Source organism: Roseomonas sp. E05 (genome assembly GCF_030063475.1).
GTDB lineage: Bacteria > Pseudomonadota > Alphaproteobacteria > Acetobacterales > Acetobacteraceae > Pseudoroseomonas.
Map to the genome: position 1 here is coordinate 27,529 of NZ_JASIRT010000027.1, position 13,986 is coordinate 41,514.

16 protein-coding genes are annotated in these 13,986 nt (G+C 70.9%); 6 read left to right on the top strand and 10 right to left on the bottom strand.

The window, feature by feature from the left end; all coding sequences use genetic code 11:
- Positions 1-248 precede the first annotated feature (248 nt).
- The gene (locus tag QMO56_RS20505; RefSeq protein ID WP_283528856.1) at positions 249-398 is read right to left on the bottom strand and encodes a hypothetical protein; all 150 of its coding nucleotides are present in this window, start codon (positions 396-398) and stop codon (positions 249-251) included.
- Positions 399-533: 135 nt separating this feature from the next.
- Positions 534-1,319 (bottom strand): FadR/GntR family transcriptional regulator, encoded by a 786-nt coding sequence (locus QMO56_RS20510; RefSeq protein WP_283528858.1) that lies wholly within the window; start codon positions 1,317-1,319, stop codon positions 534-536.
- Positions 1,320-1,401: 82 nt separating this feature from the next.
- Between QMO56_RS20510 and QMO56_RS20515 the strand changes: the two genes are divergently transcribed.
- Positions 1,402-2,589 (top strand): alpha-hydroxy acid oxidase, encoded by a 1,188-nt coding sequence (locus QMO56_RS20515; RefSeq protein WP_283528860.1) that lies wholly within the window; start codon positions 1,402-1,404, stop codon positions 2,587-2,589.
- A gap of 24 nt (positions 2,590-2,613) precedes the next feature.
- Here QMO56_RS20515 and QMO56_RS20520 read toward each other — a convergent pair whose 3' ends face one another.
- Both QMO56_RS20520 and QMO56_RS20525 read right to left on the bottom strand, forming a co-directional pair.
- Positions 2,614-2,886, bottom strand: coding sequence for a hypothetical protein (locus QMO56_RS20520; RefSeq protein ID WP_283528862.1), 273 nt, complete (start codon positions 2,884-2,886; stop codon positions 2,614-2,616).
- A 240-nt stretch (positions 2,887-3,126) separates the two neighbouring features.
- A complete protein-coding gene (locus QMO56_RS20525; protein WP_283528864.1) occupies positions 3,127-3,714 on the bottom strand; it encodes a DUF6134 family protein in 588 nt (195 codons plus the stop codon).
- 214 nt (positions 3,715-3,928) lie between these two features.
- Between QMO56_RS20525 and QMO56_RS20530 the strand changes: the two genes are divergently transcribed.
- The 5 genes from QMO56_RS20530 to QMO56_RS20550 all read left to right on the top strand — a co-directional run bounded on the left by QMO56_RS20530 (position 3,929) and on the right by QMO56_RS20550 (position 8,916).
- A complete protein-coding gene (locus QMO56_RS20530) occupies positions 3,929-4,462 on the top strand; it encodes a histidine phosphatase family protein (protein WP_283528866.1) in 534 nt (177 codons plus the stop codon).
- Positions 4,463-4,464: 2 nt separating this feature from the next.
- A complete protein-coding gene (locus tag QMO56_RS20535) occupies positions 4,465-5,913 on the top strand; it encodes a CHAD domain-containing protein (protein ID WP_283528868.1) in 1,449 nt (482 codons plus the stop codon).
- A 63-nt stretch (positions 5,914-5,976) separates the two neighbouring features.
- On the top strand, positions 5,977-6,540 hold the full coding sequence (locus QMO56_RS20540; protein WP_283528869.1) for a thermonuclease family protein: 564 nt from the start codon (positions 5,977-5,979) through the stop codon (positions 6,538-6,540).
- Between the two features lie 129 nt (positions 6,541-6,669).
- On the top strand, positions 6,670-7,977 hold the full coding sequence (gltA, locus tag QMO56_RS20545; protein WP_283528871.1) for a citrate synthase: 1,308 nt from the start codon (positions 6,670-6,672) through the stop codon (positions 7,975-7,977).
- A 285-nt stretch (positions 7,978-8,262) separates the two neighbouring features.
- Entirely contained in the window at positions 8,263-8,916 is a 654-nt protein-coding gene (locus QMO56_RS20550) for a hypothetical protein (RefSeq protein ID WP_283528872.1), read from the top strand.
- A 111-nt stretch (positions 8,917-9,027) separates the two neighbouring features.
- Here QMO56_RS20550 and QMO56_RS20555 read toward each other — a convergent pair whose 3' ends face one another.
- The 6 genes from QMO56_RS20555 to QMO56_RS20580 all read right to left on the bottom strand — a co-directional run bounded on the left by QMO56_RS20555 (position 9,028) and on the right by QMO56_RS20580 (position 13,986).
- Positions 9,028-9,867: a universal stress protein gene (locus QMO56_RS20555; RefSeq protein WP_283528874.1), complete on the bottom strand. Its 840-nt coding sequence runs from the start codon at positions 9,865-9,867 to the stop codon at positions 9,028-9,030.
- Positions 9,868-9,945: 78 nt separating this feature from the next.
- Positions 9,946-10,797 (bottom strand): F0F1 ATP synthase subunit gamma, encoded by an 852-nt coding sequence (locus tag QMO56_RS20560; RefSeq protein ID WP_283528876.1) that lies wholly within the window; start codon positions 10,795-10,797, stop codon positions 9,946-9,948.
- Positions 10,794-12,302 carry a F0F1 ATP synthase subunit alpha gene (locus tag QMO56_RS20565; RefSeq protein ID WP_283528877.1) on the bottom strand — a complete coding sequence of 503 codons (1,509 nt, stop codon included), beginning with the start codon at positions 12,300-12,302 and terminating at the stop codon, positions 10,794-10,796. The genes QMO56_RS20560 and QMO56_RS20565 overlap by 4 nt, the downstream gene beginning before the upstream one ends.
- On the bottom strand, positions 12,283-13,047 hold the full coding sequence (locus tag QMO56_RS20570; protein ID WP_283528879.1) for a hypothetical protein: 765 nt from the start codon (positions 13,045-13,047) through the stop codon (positions 12,283-12,285). The genes QMO56_RS20565 and QMO56_RS20570 overlap by 20 nt, the downstream gene beginning before the upstream one ends.
- A 4-nt stretch (positions 13,048-13,051) precedes the next feature.
- Complete coding sequence (locus QMO56_RS20575) at positions 13,052-13,297, bottom strand: F0F1 ATP synthase subunit C (protein WP_283528881.1); 246 nt, start codon at positions 13,295-13,297, stop codon at positions 13,052-13,054.
- Entirely contained in the window at positions 13,294-13,986 is a 693-nt protein-coding gene (locus tag QMO56_RS20580; protein WP_283528882.1) for a F0F1 ATP synthase subunit A, read from the bottom strand. Before QMO56_RS20580 ends, QMO56_RS20575 begins: the two co-directional genes overlap by 4 nt.

A 13,986-nucleotide genomic window follows, 5' to 3' on the forward strand; every position in this document is an offset into this window, starting at 1 on the left:
ACTTCGGCAACAGCGCCAGCCCACTGGCGATGAGCGCCCCAGCCGAGATCGCCATGATGGAAGATGCGCGCATCAGTGTTCTCTTTCTGCCATTGCGGCCTCGCGGTGCCTTGCAAGCTGGGGCGCTCCCGTGCGCAGCCAGCCCCCGCAGGGTCCCGCCGCTCATCGGCTTGGTTGGAAAGTTGACAAAGCCGCGCGCGGCCGGGCGGCAGGGGCCATGCTCGGCGTTGCTGCCGCCTGCCTCCGCATCACGGTGCGAAACCGAAGGCGGCGACGTTGCGGTCAAGCATGAAGAGCGCGACGATGAAGACGGGGCCGGCGAAGATCCGATTCAGTGCGGACTTGCGCCCGGCAAGATGGCAGGCGAACTGCATGCCGATGCCGATGCCGAGGCTCATCCTGCACGCGTTGCAGGTGAACATCGCCGATGGCCGTCTGCCGCCACCGGAAAGCAACGGCCGGCGCTATCTGCGGATTCCGCTCGATGCCTTGGGTGCGGGTGCCCCGGGACTGAGCGCCCCCTCCCCGCCGGCCTATCGCCCCCCGGCCGCGCCCGGGGGGCTGACGAGCGCGCGGACATCGCGCTTGCGCAGCGTCTCGGACAGGCGCGTCGCCTCCTGCTGAAGCTCGTGGAAGGCGGCCTCGGTGAAGGCGATATGCGCATGCATCGCCTTGCCGGCCGCTTCCGCCTCGCCGCGCAGGATAGCCTCACCGAGCGCCTGGTGCTGCTCCAGGATGGCACCTCGCAGGGTGTCGCGCTGCCAATACTGCTCGTGGCTCAGCAGGATGCCCCGACGCAGCAGGCCGGAGAAGACCCGCAGCACATGCAGCATCACCAGGTTATGGCTCGCCTCGTGCACGAGCTGGTGCAACCGCAGGTCCTCGGCCGCTTCCTCCGCGGGCACGGCGCGGGCATGGGCCGCCTTCATGGCGGCCAGGCACTCCTCCAGCGCCGCCCGCTCAGGCGGTGTGATGCGCGTGGCGGCGAGCGCGGCGGCCTCCGGCTCGATCAGCCGGCGATACTCGAAATAGTCGCCGGCGACGCGCGGGTTGTGGCCGAACAGCCCTTCCAGCGGAGCGCTGAGCGGCGCCAGGAAATCCGCCACCAGCGTGCCACTGCGCGAGCCGGTCAGCAGGCCCTTCTCCTCCAACAGAGCCAGTGCCTCGCGCAGTGAAGGGCGGGAGACGCCCAGCACCTCCGCCAGCTCGCGCTCCGGCGCCAGCCGCTCGCCCGGGCGCAACGCCCCTTCCAGGATCAGCCCCTCCAGATGGCTGGCGACGGCATTCGCCAAAGGCGGGGTACGGATCGGCTCGGGCATGGCAGCTCCGTGATCTGGTCAAAGAACTTTACCAAGAGCCCCGACGGCATGACAATGGCGGCACCGGACCGAAGGGATCGCCATGCCGCCTGTCACCAACATCGAGGACCTGCGCCGGATCGCCCGCCGGCGCATTCCCCGCGCCATCTTCGACTATGCCGACCGCGGCTCCTATGACGAGGCCACCTACCGCGCCAACCGCGAGGATCTCGCGGCGCTGAAGCTGCGCCAGCGCGTGATGATCGACGTCTCCGACCGCAGCACTGCCAGCACCATGCTGGGCGAGCCGGTCAGCATGCCGGTCGCCATCGCGCCGACCGGCCTCACCGGCCTGTTCCACGCCGATGGCGAGATCCACGGCTGCCGCGCCGCCCATGCCTTCGGCATTCCCTTCACCCTCAGCACCATGTCCATCTGCTCGATCGAGGACGTGGCGGCGGCGGTGGACAAGCCCTTCTGGTTCCAGCTCTACGTCATGCGCGACCGCGGCTTTGCGGAATCCCTCGTGCAGCGCGCGATCGCCGCGAAATGCTCGGCGCTGGTGCTGACGCTCGACCTGCAGATCCAGGGCCAGCGCCACCAGGACATCAAGAACGGCCTCGCCGTGCCGCCAAAGCTGACGCTCAGGAACGCGCTCGACGTCGCCACCAAGCCGCGCTGGGCGCTGGAGGTGCTGCGGGGCAAGCGCAAGACCTTCGGCAACCTGACCGAGGCACCGGGGGCGAAGGAGGGTCTCAGCACCCTCTCGCACTGGATCGCCGGGCAGTTCGACCCTTCCCTCTCCTGGAAGGACGTCGCCTGGATCCGCAAGATCTGGCCGGGCAAGCTGATCCTGAAGGGGGTGCTGGACGTGGAGGACGCCCGCATCGCCGCCGATTGCGGCGCCGATGCCATGGTCGTCTCCAACCACGGCGGGCGGCAGCTCGACGGCGCCCCCTCCTCCATCTCCGTGCTGCCCGCCATCGCCGAGGCGGTGGGCGACAAGACCGAGGTGCTGTTCGACGGCGGCGTGCGCTCGGGGCAGGACGTGCTGAAGGCGCTGGCCCTCGGCGCCAGAGGCTGCATGATCGGCAAGGCCTGGCTCTACGGGCTGGCGGCCGGCGGCGGCCCGGGCGTGACGCAGGCGCTGGAGATCATCCGCAAGGAGCTGGACGTCTCCATGGCGCTGACCGGCACCAAGGACGTGCGCAATGTCACCGCCGAGGTGCTGCATGCCCCCCGCCGGGATGACGTGGTCCGGCCAGCCGGCTCGCGGCTGGAACTGGCCTGAGGCGGACGGACGGCAGGCGCCGCTTCAGTCGATCGCCTGGGCGTTGAGGAACAGCGCCTGCTCGAGCGCCGAGAAAAAGTGGCGGAACGGCTCCGGGTCCGCCACCTCCTCCATGTTGTACTGGCCGCTGATCCGGACGGCGGTCTGCCCCTTGCCGCGCGGGCGGACCGTGGCCGTAACGCGCAGCACATAGCCGTCCAGCTTGGTGGCAGTGACAGTCCCCAGGCTCTCGTCGGCCCGGTCGATGACGGAGCCGAGGTCCTGCAGCGCCACGAGCGTGGCGCGCAGCACCCGCATCTGGTTCGGCGTATCGAAGGCGCGCGTGGAGCAGGACCGCTGCGGCAGCGCAGGCCCGGCGCAAAGAAGTCGTCGTCACAGTCACCTGCCTTCAGTCCCAATCGAAAGCCTTCATCACGCAACTGTGAAGACAAGGAGATTCATATCGAAAGCTTACATTCCCGACAGAGAATCTCGTTCTAGTTGGGCTGCCTCCACTTTTCTCCACATGCCGGAGGGTGCCCGTGGCCTTCGCCCTGCTCAGACGGCCTCGTAGCGCACCGTGCTGCCGTCATCCCCGCGCATGGAGAAGGCGACCCAGGTTCCCGCCGCGTCGTAGAGCGCCACCATGCCGCGCTCCCGCCATTCCCAGCGGGTCAGAGCGCCGTGGGGACTAGGCTGGGGTGCGCTGGTCAGCGGCAGGCCGGTCGCCGTGTCGAAGAGCGGGCGGTCCAGGCGCCCGGGCGCCCACCAGGAAAGCGGCGCCGCCTCGGCGGGCAGCCGCACCGTGCCCCTGGGCCCTTCTCCGCGCAGCCCCCCGGGTGTGGCGACCAGTTGCAGCCGCCCTTCGTTGCCGTTGCGCAGCGTGCGCGCGGCGAAGCCCACCAGCCGGTCGTCCTGCCAACGCTCGGCATAGTCGTGCGTCATGCGGAATACGGTGAAGGAGAGCAGCTTCACCTCCAGGGTCACCACCGTCCGGGTCACGCCCCCCGGCTCGGCCCGGACCGTATGGGTGCCGATCTCGCGTCCCTCGCGCATCAGGCGGAAGCGGTAGCCGCCGGTTGGCATGGCGCGGGTGGCGACAGGCAGCGCCAGCAGCGGCGCCGCGAGCAATGCGCGGCGCCGCATCAGCCCTTCGCCCGCAGGCTGGCGCGCCCGCCATCCACGCCGATGACCTGGCCGGTGATCCGGGCCGCCTGCGGTGAGCACCACGATCCGCTCCGCCATCCGCCCTGCTCCCCGCCTGTTGCGTCCCGGTCGGCAGATGGGGGCGGTCACGGGAAGCGTAACCCCGCGCCGCCCCCCCCGCGACAGCGGCAGCGCGGCGTGCCAGATTGGGGCCATGCGGCAATTGCTCCTGCTGCGGCACGCCAAGTCGTCATGGGACGACCCAAGCCTGCCCGACCATGCCCGCCCGCTGAACGCGCGCGGAAAACGCGCGGCCGCCGCCATGGCGGGGGTGATGCACGATCTCGGGCTGGCGCCCGACATCGTGCTCGTCTCCTCGGCGCGCCGCACCCTGCAGACGCTGGAAGCCCTGGCGCCGCTGCCGGACAGCCCGATCGTGGAGCCAATGGACGATCTCTACCTGGCGCCCTGGCCGCGCCTGCTGGAGGCACTGCACAGCGCGCCGGAGACGGCGCGCAGCGTGCTGCTGATCGCGCACAATCCCGGCCTGCACGACCTGGCCCTGGCCCTGGCGGGCCCGGCCGGCATGGCTGGCCGCGCGCCCGGCACGCAGCGGCTCGCGGCAGGCTACCCCACCGGCTCGCTGGCGGAATTCGCCGTCGCGGCACCCTGGCGCCTGCTGGAGCCCGGCAGTGGCCGGCTGGTGCGCTTCATCGCCCCGAACGATCTGCCGGAAATGGCGGGATAGGCATGCTCCTGCACCTCCGACTCGCATTGCCGGCCGACGCCGCCATGGCCATCTGGCGCCACGCGGCGCTCACCGGGAGGCGGCGCCCGCGCGCCACCGCCGAGCAGTGGGCCTGGCTGGACAGCGCCGAAGACATCCTGGCCAAGGCCGGGTTGGCATTGCGCAGCCCGCCACAGGGCGGCCGGCGCCTGTGCCGGCTGGAGCCGCCCGCCGGCTTCCGTCTGCCCGGCACGCCTGCCGGTGAGCCGGAGCTGCTGCCGGCAGGCACCGCCCCACCTGAGGCCGGGGGGGCGGCCCTGGCACCGGTGGCCCGCTATGCCGGCCGACTGCAGCAGAGCGTGCCGGATGCGGCCGGCGTCACGCTGCGGCTGCGCATCGGCACCCTCGCGGCAGGAGACATGACGCGGGCGGTGGCGCTGCTGGAACTGGAGGGGCCGGATTTGCCCGTCCTGGATCTGGCCGCCGCCCTCGCCGAGGACCTGCCGCTGCTGCCCGCCGTATCCGGGCTCGACGCGATGGCGCTGGCGCTGCGGCGCGGCGCGGCCGCACCCCAGCACGGCCGGCGCGGACCGCCCGATCTCGGTGCGGCGGAGGCGGCGGAGGATGCGCTGGCCCTGGCCATCGCCCACCTCACCGATGTGCTGCTGGCCCATGCGCCCGCCGCCCGCCCCGAAAGCGGCCCGGAGGCCGTGCACCAGTTGCGCGTCGCCGCCCGGCGGCTGCGCTCCTGCCTGCGGCTGTTCCGGCCGGCGCTCGACGGCCCCGCCCTTCGCGTGCTGGACGCGCTGCTGCGCGATTTCGCCCGGGCCCTGGGCGAGGCGCGCGAATGGGACGTGTTCCTGGGCGAGCTGGGCGCCGAACTCGCGGCCGCGCTGGGACCGGACCGGCGCTGGGAGCAGCTGCTGCGGGCGGCGGAAGCGCGCCGCCAGGCGGCCTATGCCCAGTTGCGCGCAATGCTCGACGGCCCCGCCTTCCGCGCGCTGGTCTGGCAGGCGGTGCGAACCGCCGCGCTTCGCACATGGGATCTGCCCGAGGGGACGGAGGCCGCCCCGCCCCTGCGCGGCCTGGCGGCGGAACTGCTGACCCGGCGCCACCGCAAGCTGCTGAAGGAGGGCCGGAACCTCGAGTCCCTCTCCGACGAGGCGCGGCATGAATTGCGGCTGAAGGCCAAGCGCCTGCGCTATGCGGCGGAACTGTTCGCGCCGCTCTGGCCCGGCAAGCCCGCGCGCCGTTTCCTGAAGCGCATTGCTGCCCTGCAGCAGGCGCTGGGGCTGGCGAACGACACCGTCACCGCGCGGGCGCTTGTCGCCAGCCTCGGCCGCGCCGCACCGGCCTGGGCGGTGGGACTCGCGGAAGGCTGGGCGCTGGCGGCCACCCGCGGCGTTCGGCAGGAAAGCCTGCCGGCCTGGCGGCGGTTCGCCCGGCTGGACCCGTTCTGGAAGCCGGAATGAACCACCGCACCGCGCGGATCGGCGCTTGAAGGCCCCCCTCTCTTTGGTCTAACGCTTCACGACGTGTTGTCCCGCCGTCGTATTTTTCGTCCCGCCCGGTCTTCCCGCCGCTGGGGCGGCGCCGCCCTAGGAGGCGGTGCCGCGTTCCTGGCGCTCGGGCTGATCGGGCTCGGCCTTCCGGCCAACCTGTTCGGCTCCGCGCCTCGCGAGCAGGACTGGATGGCGGAGGCGGCATTGGTGCGCGTGGTGGATGGCGACACGCTGCGCCTCGGCGACCGGACGCTGCGGCTGGCCGGCCTGCTCTCCCCCCAGCGCGGACAAACCTGCACGACGGCCAGCGGGGTGGGCTTCGACTGCGGCGCCGCGGCGGCCGAGGCGCTGGCGCGGCTGGTCGAGGGGCGCGACGTCGTCTGCCGGGTGCAGGGGCGCGATCACTTCGGGCGGGCCCTCGGCACCTGCAAGGCCGGCGCGCTGAATGCGAACGCCGCCCTGGTGGAGGCCGGCTGGGCCCTCGCCGATGAGGACGCACCCGACTTGGCCAAGGCCGAGGCGGCGGCGCACGACGCAAAGCGCGGGCTGTGGTCGCACCTTGCCGGTGCCCCCGCAAGCTGGCGCGCACGCTTCTGAACGGGCCTGCGGCACCGCGGAGCACCCCCCGTGGATGGACAAGCCGCCGGCCCGACGCCTAATCTTGCGCCGCATCATTGACGGCGTCACGCAATGCGGGCGCCGCCCTCCGGAAAAGAGGAAGACGTTATGAGCAGCACGGCCAAAGGGACCGTCACCGTCACGCTCGACGGGAGCAATCGCTCCGCTACCCTGCCCCTTATCCAGGGTTCGATCGGCCCCGACGTTTTCGACATTCGCAAACTCTATGGCGAACTCGGCGTCTTCACCTTCGATCCCGGTTATGGTGCCACGGCTGCCTGTGACAGCGCCATCACCTATATCGATGGCGACCAGGGCATCCTGCTCTACCGTGGCTATCCGATCGAGCAGCTGGCCGAGCAGAGCAATTTCCTGGAGGTGTCCTACCTCCTGCTGAACGGCGAGCTGCCGAACAAGGAGCAGCTGGCGAAGTTCGAGCGCGGCGTGATCCTGCACACCATGGTGCACGAGCAGCTGCGGCGCTTCTTCGACGGCTTCCGCCGCGACGCGCACCCGATGGCGATCCTCTGCGGGGTGGTCGGCGCGCTGTCCGCCTTCTACCACGACAGCCTCGACATCAACGATCCGGCGCAGCGCGAGATCAGCGCCTTCCGCCTGATCGCGAAGGTGCCGACGATCGCGGCCTGGGCCTACAAGTACTCGATCGGCCAGCCCTTCATGTATCCGCGGAACGACCTCGGCTACGCTGAGAACTTCCTCTACATGATGACCGCCGTGCCGGCCGAGGAGTGGAAGCCGAACCCGATCCTCTCCCGCGCGATGGACCGCATCCTGGTCCTGCACGCGGATCACGAGCAGAACGCCTCCACCTCCACGGTGCGCCTGGCGGGCTCGACGGGCGCCAACCCCTTCGCCTGCATCGCCGCCGGCATCGCCGCGCTGTGGGGCCCCGCGCATGGCGGCGCCAACGAGGCCGTGCTGAAAATGCTCGGCGAGATCGGCCATCCCGAGAACATCCCGGACTTCATCAGCAAGGTGAAGGACAAGAACAGCGGCGTGAAGCTGATGGGCTTCGGCCACCGGGTCTACAAGAACTTCGACCCGCGCGCGAAGATCATGCGCGAGACCTGCCACGAGGTTCTGGCCGAGCTGGGCATCAAGGACGAGCCGCTGCTCGACCTGGCAATGGAGCTGGAGCGGATCGCGCTGGAGGACGACTACTTCGTCTCCCGCAAGCTCTACCCGAACGTGGATTTCTACTCGGGCATCATCCTGAAGGCGATGGGCATCCCGACCCACATGTTCACCGTGCTCTTCGCCGTGGCCCGCACGGTGGGCTGGGTGAGCCAGTGGAAGGAGATGATCGAGGACCCCGGCCAGCGCATCGGCCGCCCTCGGCAGATCTACACCGGCGCCACGGAGCGCTCCTTCAAGCCGGTCGAGCAGCGCGGTTAACCGCCGCATTCCGCGCCGCCAGCCAGGAGAAGCCCGTCACAGTTCGCTGTGGCGGGCTTTCTTGTTTGGATGGCGCTGCAAGAACGACTTCCAAGTTATTGCAGGCCATTAAGTTAAGTTAAAACTCCTGCCAGAAGAATGCAGCTAAAAGGGTACCCAAAGTTAGCGCAGCCATCCGCTTGCGCAGAAAAAATCTCGGAAATTTTATATCTTCCTCTTGATCACAAATTCGAGATCGCATTCATTGTTCCCCGTAGCTGCAAAATGCGGACGGAAACACCTCTGATGTGCGACTCAGGCCGACCGGAACTTATCTATCGCTCGCTGGACGACTTGGTCCGCCGCCGCCTGCGCACCTGGCCGCAGCGGCCGCCCGGTGCCATGGACTCGCCAAAGCAGCGCGGCATCTGGATGCGGGCCCGCCCCGGGGATGCCGATACCAGCATCCATCCCTTCCTGCGGCTGCCAGGCTCCAACCGGCTCCGGACCTTGCCGGACGGACTTTGGCTGCATTTCAGCCCTGACCCCGCGGACGCCTATTGCGACATCCTCTGCATCGAAGCCTGCTCGACCCTGCAGAACCTGCTGGACAAGCGCTCCCGCTTCGCCCCCTCCACCACCTCGCTGCTGGCGGTCTGCCCTGTGCCCTGGCTGACGGCCCCGCTCGAACCGGAGAATGACAAGCCGCGTTGGCAGCACATCAAGCTGCTGCGCCAGCAACCGGTCGAGCCGCTGGTGCTGCCGGTGCGCGATGTTCGGGTGCTCTACGGGCTGAAAAGCCGGCAGTATGACGGTTTCGCGCGCACCCAGATGCCCCAGGCGCACGAGTATTTCTGCCCGATGGACGCGCTGACGGACGAGCAGGGCGCCAGCAATCCCGCCATGCAGGCGCTGATCGCCCGGGCCTCGGGAGCGGCCAATTTCATGCTGCTGCCCTGAGAGAGGGGCGGAACGGTGGCGCAGGGAAGGTTATCCACCGCTTTCGCTGCCCAGCTGTCAGGGCGGGGCGCCCTGACAGCGGGCCCGGCCGGCCGGGCCGGCGGGCCACGGTTAGTGGCTGAGCAGACAGCAGCAGGCGGGATGCACCATCAGCTCCCGCGTGACTCCGCCGAAGATCCACTCGCGCAGCCGGGCATGGCCATAGCCGCCCGCCACGATCAGGTCGGCGCCGAGCGCGGTGGCCGCGGCGGCGATCTGCCGGGCGGCGGTCGGCTCCCGGCGTGCGCAGGCCGCGCTCTCGGCCCGCGCACCGTGACCGCGCAGATAGGCAGCCACATCGGCGGTGCGGCGCTCAGCGTCGGCGACCGATTCCTCCGGCTCGCAGACTTCCAGCACCTGAACGCGCTCCGCCCGCGCCAGAAGCGGCAGAGCGTCCTGCACGGCCCGTCGGGCCTCCCGCCGGTCCTTCCAGGCCACCAGAACCCGTGCGGCAGGCAGATGGCCGATTCCCGGCGGCACCAGAAGGACGGGCCGCCCCGCCTGCATCAGCACGTCGCCCGGCTCGGCCGCGCTGATGAAATTGCTGCCGAACGCGCCCCTGCGCGGGCTCATCACCAGGAGATCCGCCGCGCGGGCCTCCCGCGACACGGCGGTGGCAGGGAACTCCGTGAAGCTGCGCCATTCGGTGTGCTCGCCGGCCGCGCCGGCGGCGCCGCGGAATCGCGCCTCGGCGGCCCGCAACATCTCCTCCAGCTCGGCCATCTGCAGCGTGATGACCTGTGCCGAGGCCGAGCCGTAGGAGGCCACGCTCATGGTCAGGGCGACGTCGCCCGCCGCGATGCCGATCAGCCGTGCGCCAAAGCGCTGGGCCAGGTCCGCCGCCAGGCCGACCGGCAAACCCGCCGCATCATCTGCCGGCACATGGACCATAATGCTCCTGTAGCCCTGCATAAGATCTGGCTCCTCCGCACGGAATGGCGATCGTCCGGCTAGCGCAGCACGCCCCGTGCCCACCGTCCCTGACCTATGTCAGCCCCGCGCGGCGACGGCGCGGGAGCCGCCGGCCAGCTCGACCACCTCGGCGGTGATGCTTTCCTGCCGCACCTGCCGCTCCTGCATGCCCAGCTCCTCCAGCATGCGGCCGATATTGCCGCGCGCGGCGGTCAGCATCGTCATGCGCGCCTCGTTCTCGGCGGCGAAGGCGATGGTCACGGCCTCGCGGAGCTGCGCATGGACGTATTCCTCGGCCAGCCCTTCGACAAGCTGCGCCGGCGGCAGGTTGACCAGCGGCGGATTGCGGGAGTGCGGAGTCGCGAAGCGGCCCGGGTCCAGCGGCAGCAAGGGGCGGCGCGCCACCTGCAGGCCCTGCTGCGGATTCCAGTCCGGCAGCAGCATCTCGATCCGGGTCAGCGCCCTGGTGTGAATCGCCGTGTAGAGCGCGTCGCCCAGCCGGTTGGCAAGCCCTGCCAGGCCGTCCACATGCGGTGGCATGGCGGCGGTCCAGCCGGGGTGCAGGCCATGCTCCGCCGCACGGGCCGCGCCGCGCGAGCCGATCAGGAATAGCTCGCTGTCACCGCCCTCGCGCAACAGCATGTCCAGCACCCGCTCGGTGAAGGCACCGGCGAAGCCCTGCTCGGCGCAGAAGACGATCAGGCCGCGCTGCCCCGGCGCCACAGGAGCGGCGGCCAGCCCGGCCGGCAGGAGTTGCAGCGCCTGCGCCAGGGCCTGCGCAACCACCCCGGCATAGGTGCGGATCGCCGGCAGCAGGTTCCGCCCCTGCTGCGCGCGCGCCGCGGCCATGCCGCGCATCGCGCCGACCACCGCATCGAGCTGCTTCACGGTGCCGAGGCGCGCGGAGATCTCGGCGAGCTGGCCGGTCATTCCCCGGCGCCCTTCCCGCGCTCCGCCAGCCGCCGCAGCGCAGCCAGCAACTCGGCACGCGGGGCCTCCTCCAGCGCGTGCGTGCGCTGCACCACCTCGACAATGCCGGGCGCCTGCTGGTCCAGCCAGCCGGGCACCGCGGCACGGAAGGCGGCGACCGCATCGAGCCCCAGGGCGTCCAGCAGGCCCTCCTGCAGCGCCAGGGCGAGCGCCACCTCGTCCACCAGCCGCAGCGGCGTGAAGCGGGGCTGCGACAGGAGCGCCCGCATCCGCGCGCCATGCGCGAGCTGCGCCTTCACGCGGCTGTCGGACATGCCGCCGAAGCGGGTGAAGCTCTCCAGCTCCAGGAACTGCGCGTAGTCCAGCCGCAGCGTGCCCGTGACGTGCCGCAGCGCCGAGGCCTGCGTCTTGCCGCCGACACGGCTGACGCTGGTGCCGACATCCACCGCCGGCTTCTGGCCCTCGTGGAAGAGCATGGCGTTCAGCACGATCTGGCCGTCGGTGATGGAGATCAGGTTGGTCGGCACGTAGGCGCTGAGGTTGCCGGCCTCGGTCTCGGCGATCGGCAGCGCCGTCAGCGAGCCGCCGCCGCGCGCCGCGGAGAGCTTGCCGGCGCGCTCCAGCAGGCGGGAGTGCAGGTAGAAGATGTCGCCCGGGAAGGCCTCGCGCCCCGGTGACTGGCCGGTGAGCAGCGCGATCTCGCGATGCGTCGCGGCATGCTTGGTGAGGTCGTCCACCACCACCAGCGCGTGCTGGCCACGGTCGCGGAAGTATTCCGCCATGGTGAAGCCGGCGAAGGGCGCGATCCATTGCAGCCCCGGCGCCTCGGCGGCGCCGGCGACGACGAAGATGCAGCGCTCCGGCGCGCCGTGCCGGCGGATGGCGTCGATGATCCGCGCCACCGTCGAGGATTTCTGCCCGACCGCGACATAGACGCAGATCATGTCGCTGCCGCGCTGGCTGATGACGGTATCCACCGCCACGGAGGTCTTGCCCGTCGTGCGGTCGCCGACGATCAGCTCGCGCTGGCCGCGGCCGAGGGCGAAGAGCGCATCCACCACCAGGAGGCCGGTCTGCACGGGCTCGCTGACGAGATCGCGCTCGATGATGCTGGGCGCCGGCTGTTCGATCGGCGCGTGGCCTTCCGCCGTGACGGGGCCGCCTTCGTCCAGCGGCCGTCCCAGCGGGTCCACCACGCGGCCGAGCAACCCCGGCCCGACCGGGACGCGCAGCACCGCGCCGGTGCCGCGCACCACGTCGCCCGCCTCGATGCCGGTTTCCTCATCGAGCAGCACGCAGCCGATATGGTCCTGCTCCAGCACCTGGGCAAAGCCGAGCTGGCCCTTGTCGAAGCGCAGCACCTCGGAAAGGCGCGCGCCCGGCAGGCCGGAGATCAGCGCGATGCCGTCGCCGACGCGCGCGACGCGGCCGATCTCCTCCTGCTCCGCCCGGAGGTCCACGGCCTCGACCCGCCGGCGCGCGCGCTCAAGCCAGCTGGTGGACATCGCCGGCCTGCGGGGCAAGGGTGAGCGCATGGGCAAGGCGGTCGAGGTCGGCGCGCCAGCTCCGGCGCACCAGCGTGTGCGGCCCCTGCAACTCGCCGCCGGCGATCAGCGCCGGTTCGTGCCGGAAGGCGAAGTCCGCGCCGCCGCCGACCGCCTGCCGCAGCCGTGCGCGCCAGGCCTCCTGCTCGGCGGGGGAAAGCGGCGTGGCGGTCGCCACCACCACCGGTTCCGGCGCCGCGGCCAGGTCGCGCCGTGCCTCAGGCGGCAGCCGCGTCGTTTCCTGCACCAGGGCCTCCAGCAGCGCCGCCGTCACCTGCGCGGGCGGTAGCAGCGCAAGCAGGCGGCGGGCGATGGTGACGGCCAATTCGCCCGCCTGCGCCTCAAGCGCCTGCCGCATCGCCTCGCGCTCGCGGCCGAGCGTGGCGCGCGCCTCCGCCTCCAGCCGGGCCGCCTCCTGGCGCGCCTCGGCCAGCAGCGCGTCGCGCTCGGCCGTGGCGGCGGCACGCGCCTCTGCCAGGATCTTCTCGCCCTCGGCCGCGAAGTCGCGGCGCCGGGCCTCCAGGGTTGCGGCCTCGGCCTGCGCCCGGGCGCGGTCGGCCTCGGCCTCCTCCAGCACCCTGCCGGCGGCCACGCGCCGCGCCTCGATGACGGCCTTCACCGGCTTGAACAGGAAATGCTGCAGCAGCCAGATCAGGACGAGGACGTTGACGGTCTGCAGACCGAGCGTCCACCAGTCGATCCGCATTGGCCTAGCCCCGGAAGGGGTTCGCGAAGAGCAGCAGCAATGCCACGACCAGGCAGTAGATCGCCATCGTCTCGATCATGGCGAGGCCGACGAACAGCGTGCGGGAGATGGTGTTGGCGGCTTCCGGCTGGCGGGCGATGGCATCCATCGCCGCCGCCACCGCGCGCCCTTCCGCCAGCGCCGGGCCGATCGCGCCGAAGGACACGGCAAGCGCGGCGCCAAGGATGCTGACGATCTCGATGAGGTTCATGAGTTGCTCTCCTCCTGCGCCACGTGCGGCGCCTCGTCCTCGATGCCGCCGCCGATGAAGACCATGGCCAGGACCGTGAAGATGTAGGCCTGCACGGCGCCGGTCAGCAGTTCCAGCGCCATCAGCGGCACCGGCACCAGAAGCCCGACCAGCGACAGCACGATGCCGATGACAAAGATGCCGCTCATCACGTTGCCGAACAGCCGGACCACCAGCGAGAAGGTGCGGGTGATGTTCTCCAACAGGTTCAGCGGGACCATGATGATGCTGGGACGCGCGAAGCTGCGCAGATAGCCGCCGAGGCCGCGCACCCGGATGCCGAAGGCGATGGCGGCGGCGAAGACGATCAGCGCCAGCGCCGCGTCCGTCTCGATGGCACCGGTGGGCGGCTCCACCCCCGGCACCAGCGAGGACCAGTTGGCGACGAAGATGTACAGGAACAGCGTGCCGACCAGCGGCAGATAGGGTGTGGGCTCGGTCCGCATGGTGTCGCGGATCTGTCGCTCCAGCGTGTCCACCACGAGTTCCAGCGCGGCCTGCGTGTTGCCCGGGCGCAGCACCAGGCGGCGCGTCAGCAGCCAGCCGCCGCCGGCAAGCAGCAGCATGATGGCCCAGCTTGTCAGCACCGGTGTGGTGATGGGCACCGGGCCAAGATGGAAGGCGACATGGGTGGCGAGGGGCGATTCCAT

Excerpts from the sequence above, each read along its gene's own strand:
- QMO56_RS20535 (WP_283528868.1), top strand. The coding sequence starts at position 4,465 with ATGCTCCTGCACCTCCGACTCGCATTGCCGGCCGACGCCGCCATGGCC.
- QMO56_RS20510 (WP_283528858.1), bottom strand. The coding sequence starts at position 1,319 with ATGCCCGAGCCGATCCGTACCCCGCCTTTGGCGAATGCCGTCGCCAGC.
- QMO56_RS20560 (WP_283528876.1), bottom strand. The coding sequence starts at position 10,797 with ATGACCGGCCAGCTCGCCGAGATCTCCGCGCGCCTCGGCACCGTGAAG.
- QMO56_RS20525 (WP_283528864.1), bottom strand. The coding sequence starts at position 3,714 with ATGCGGCGCCGCGCATTGCTCGCGGCGCCGCTGCTGGCGCTGCCTGTC.
- QMO56_RS20570 (WP_283528879.1), bottom strand. The coding sequence starts at position 13,047 with ATGCGGATCGACTGGTGGACGCTCGGTCTGCAGACCGTCAACGTCCTC.
- gltA (WP_283528871.1), top strand. The coding sequence starts at position 6,670 with ATGAGCAGCACGGCCAAAGGGACCGTCACCGTCACGCTCGACGGGAGC.
- QMO56_RS20550 (WP_283528872.1), top strand. The coding sequence starts at position 8,263 with ATGTGCGACTCAGGCCGACCGGAACTTATCTATCGCTCGCTGGACGAC.
- QMO56_RS20520 (WP_283528862.1), bottom strand. The coding sequence starts at position 2,886 with ATGCGGGTGCTGCGCGCCACGCTCGTGGCGCTGCAGGACCTCGGCTCC.
- QMO56_RS20530 (WP_283528866.1), top strand. The coding sequence starts at position 3,929 with ATGCGGCAATTGCTCCTGCTGCGGCACGCCAAGTCGTCATGGGACGAC.
- QMO56_RS20575 (WP_283528881.1), bottom strand. The coding sequence starts at position 13,297 with ATGAACCTCATCGAGATCGTCAGCATCCTTGGCGCCGCGCTTGCCGTG.
- QMO56_RS20565 (WP_283528877.1), bottom strand. The coding sequence starts at position 12,302 with ATGTCCACCAGCTGGCTTGAGCGCGCGCGCCGGCGGGTCGAGGCCGTG.
- QMO56_RS20505 (WP_283528856.1), bottom strand. The coding sequence starts at position 398 with ATGAGCCTCGGCATCGGCATCGGCATGCAGTTCGCCTGCCATCTTGCC.
- QMO56_RS20580 (WP_283528882.1), bottom strand. The coding sequence starts at position 13,986 with ATGGAATCGCCCCTCGCCACCCATGTCGCCTTCCATCTTGGCCCGGTG.
- QMO56_RS20555 (WP_283528874.1), bottom strand. The coding sequence starts at position 9,867 with ATGCAGGGCTACAGGAGCATTATGGTCCATGTGCCGGCAGATGATGCG.
- QMO56_RS20515 (WP_283528860.1), top strand. The coding sequence starts at position 1,402 with ATGCCGCCTGTCACCAACATCGAGGACCTGCGCCGGATCGCCCGCCGG.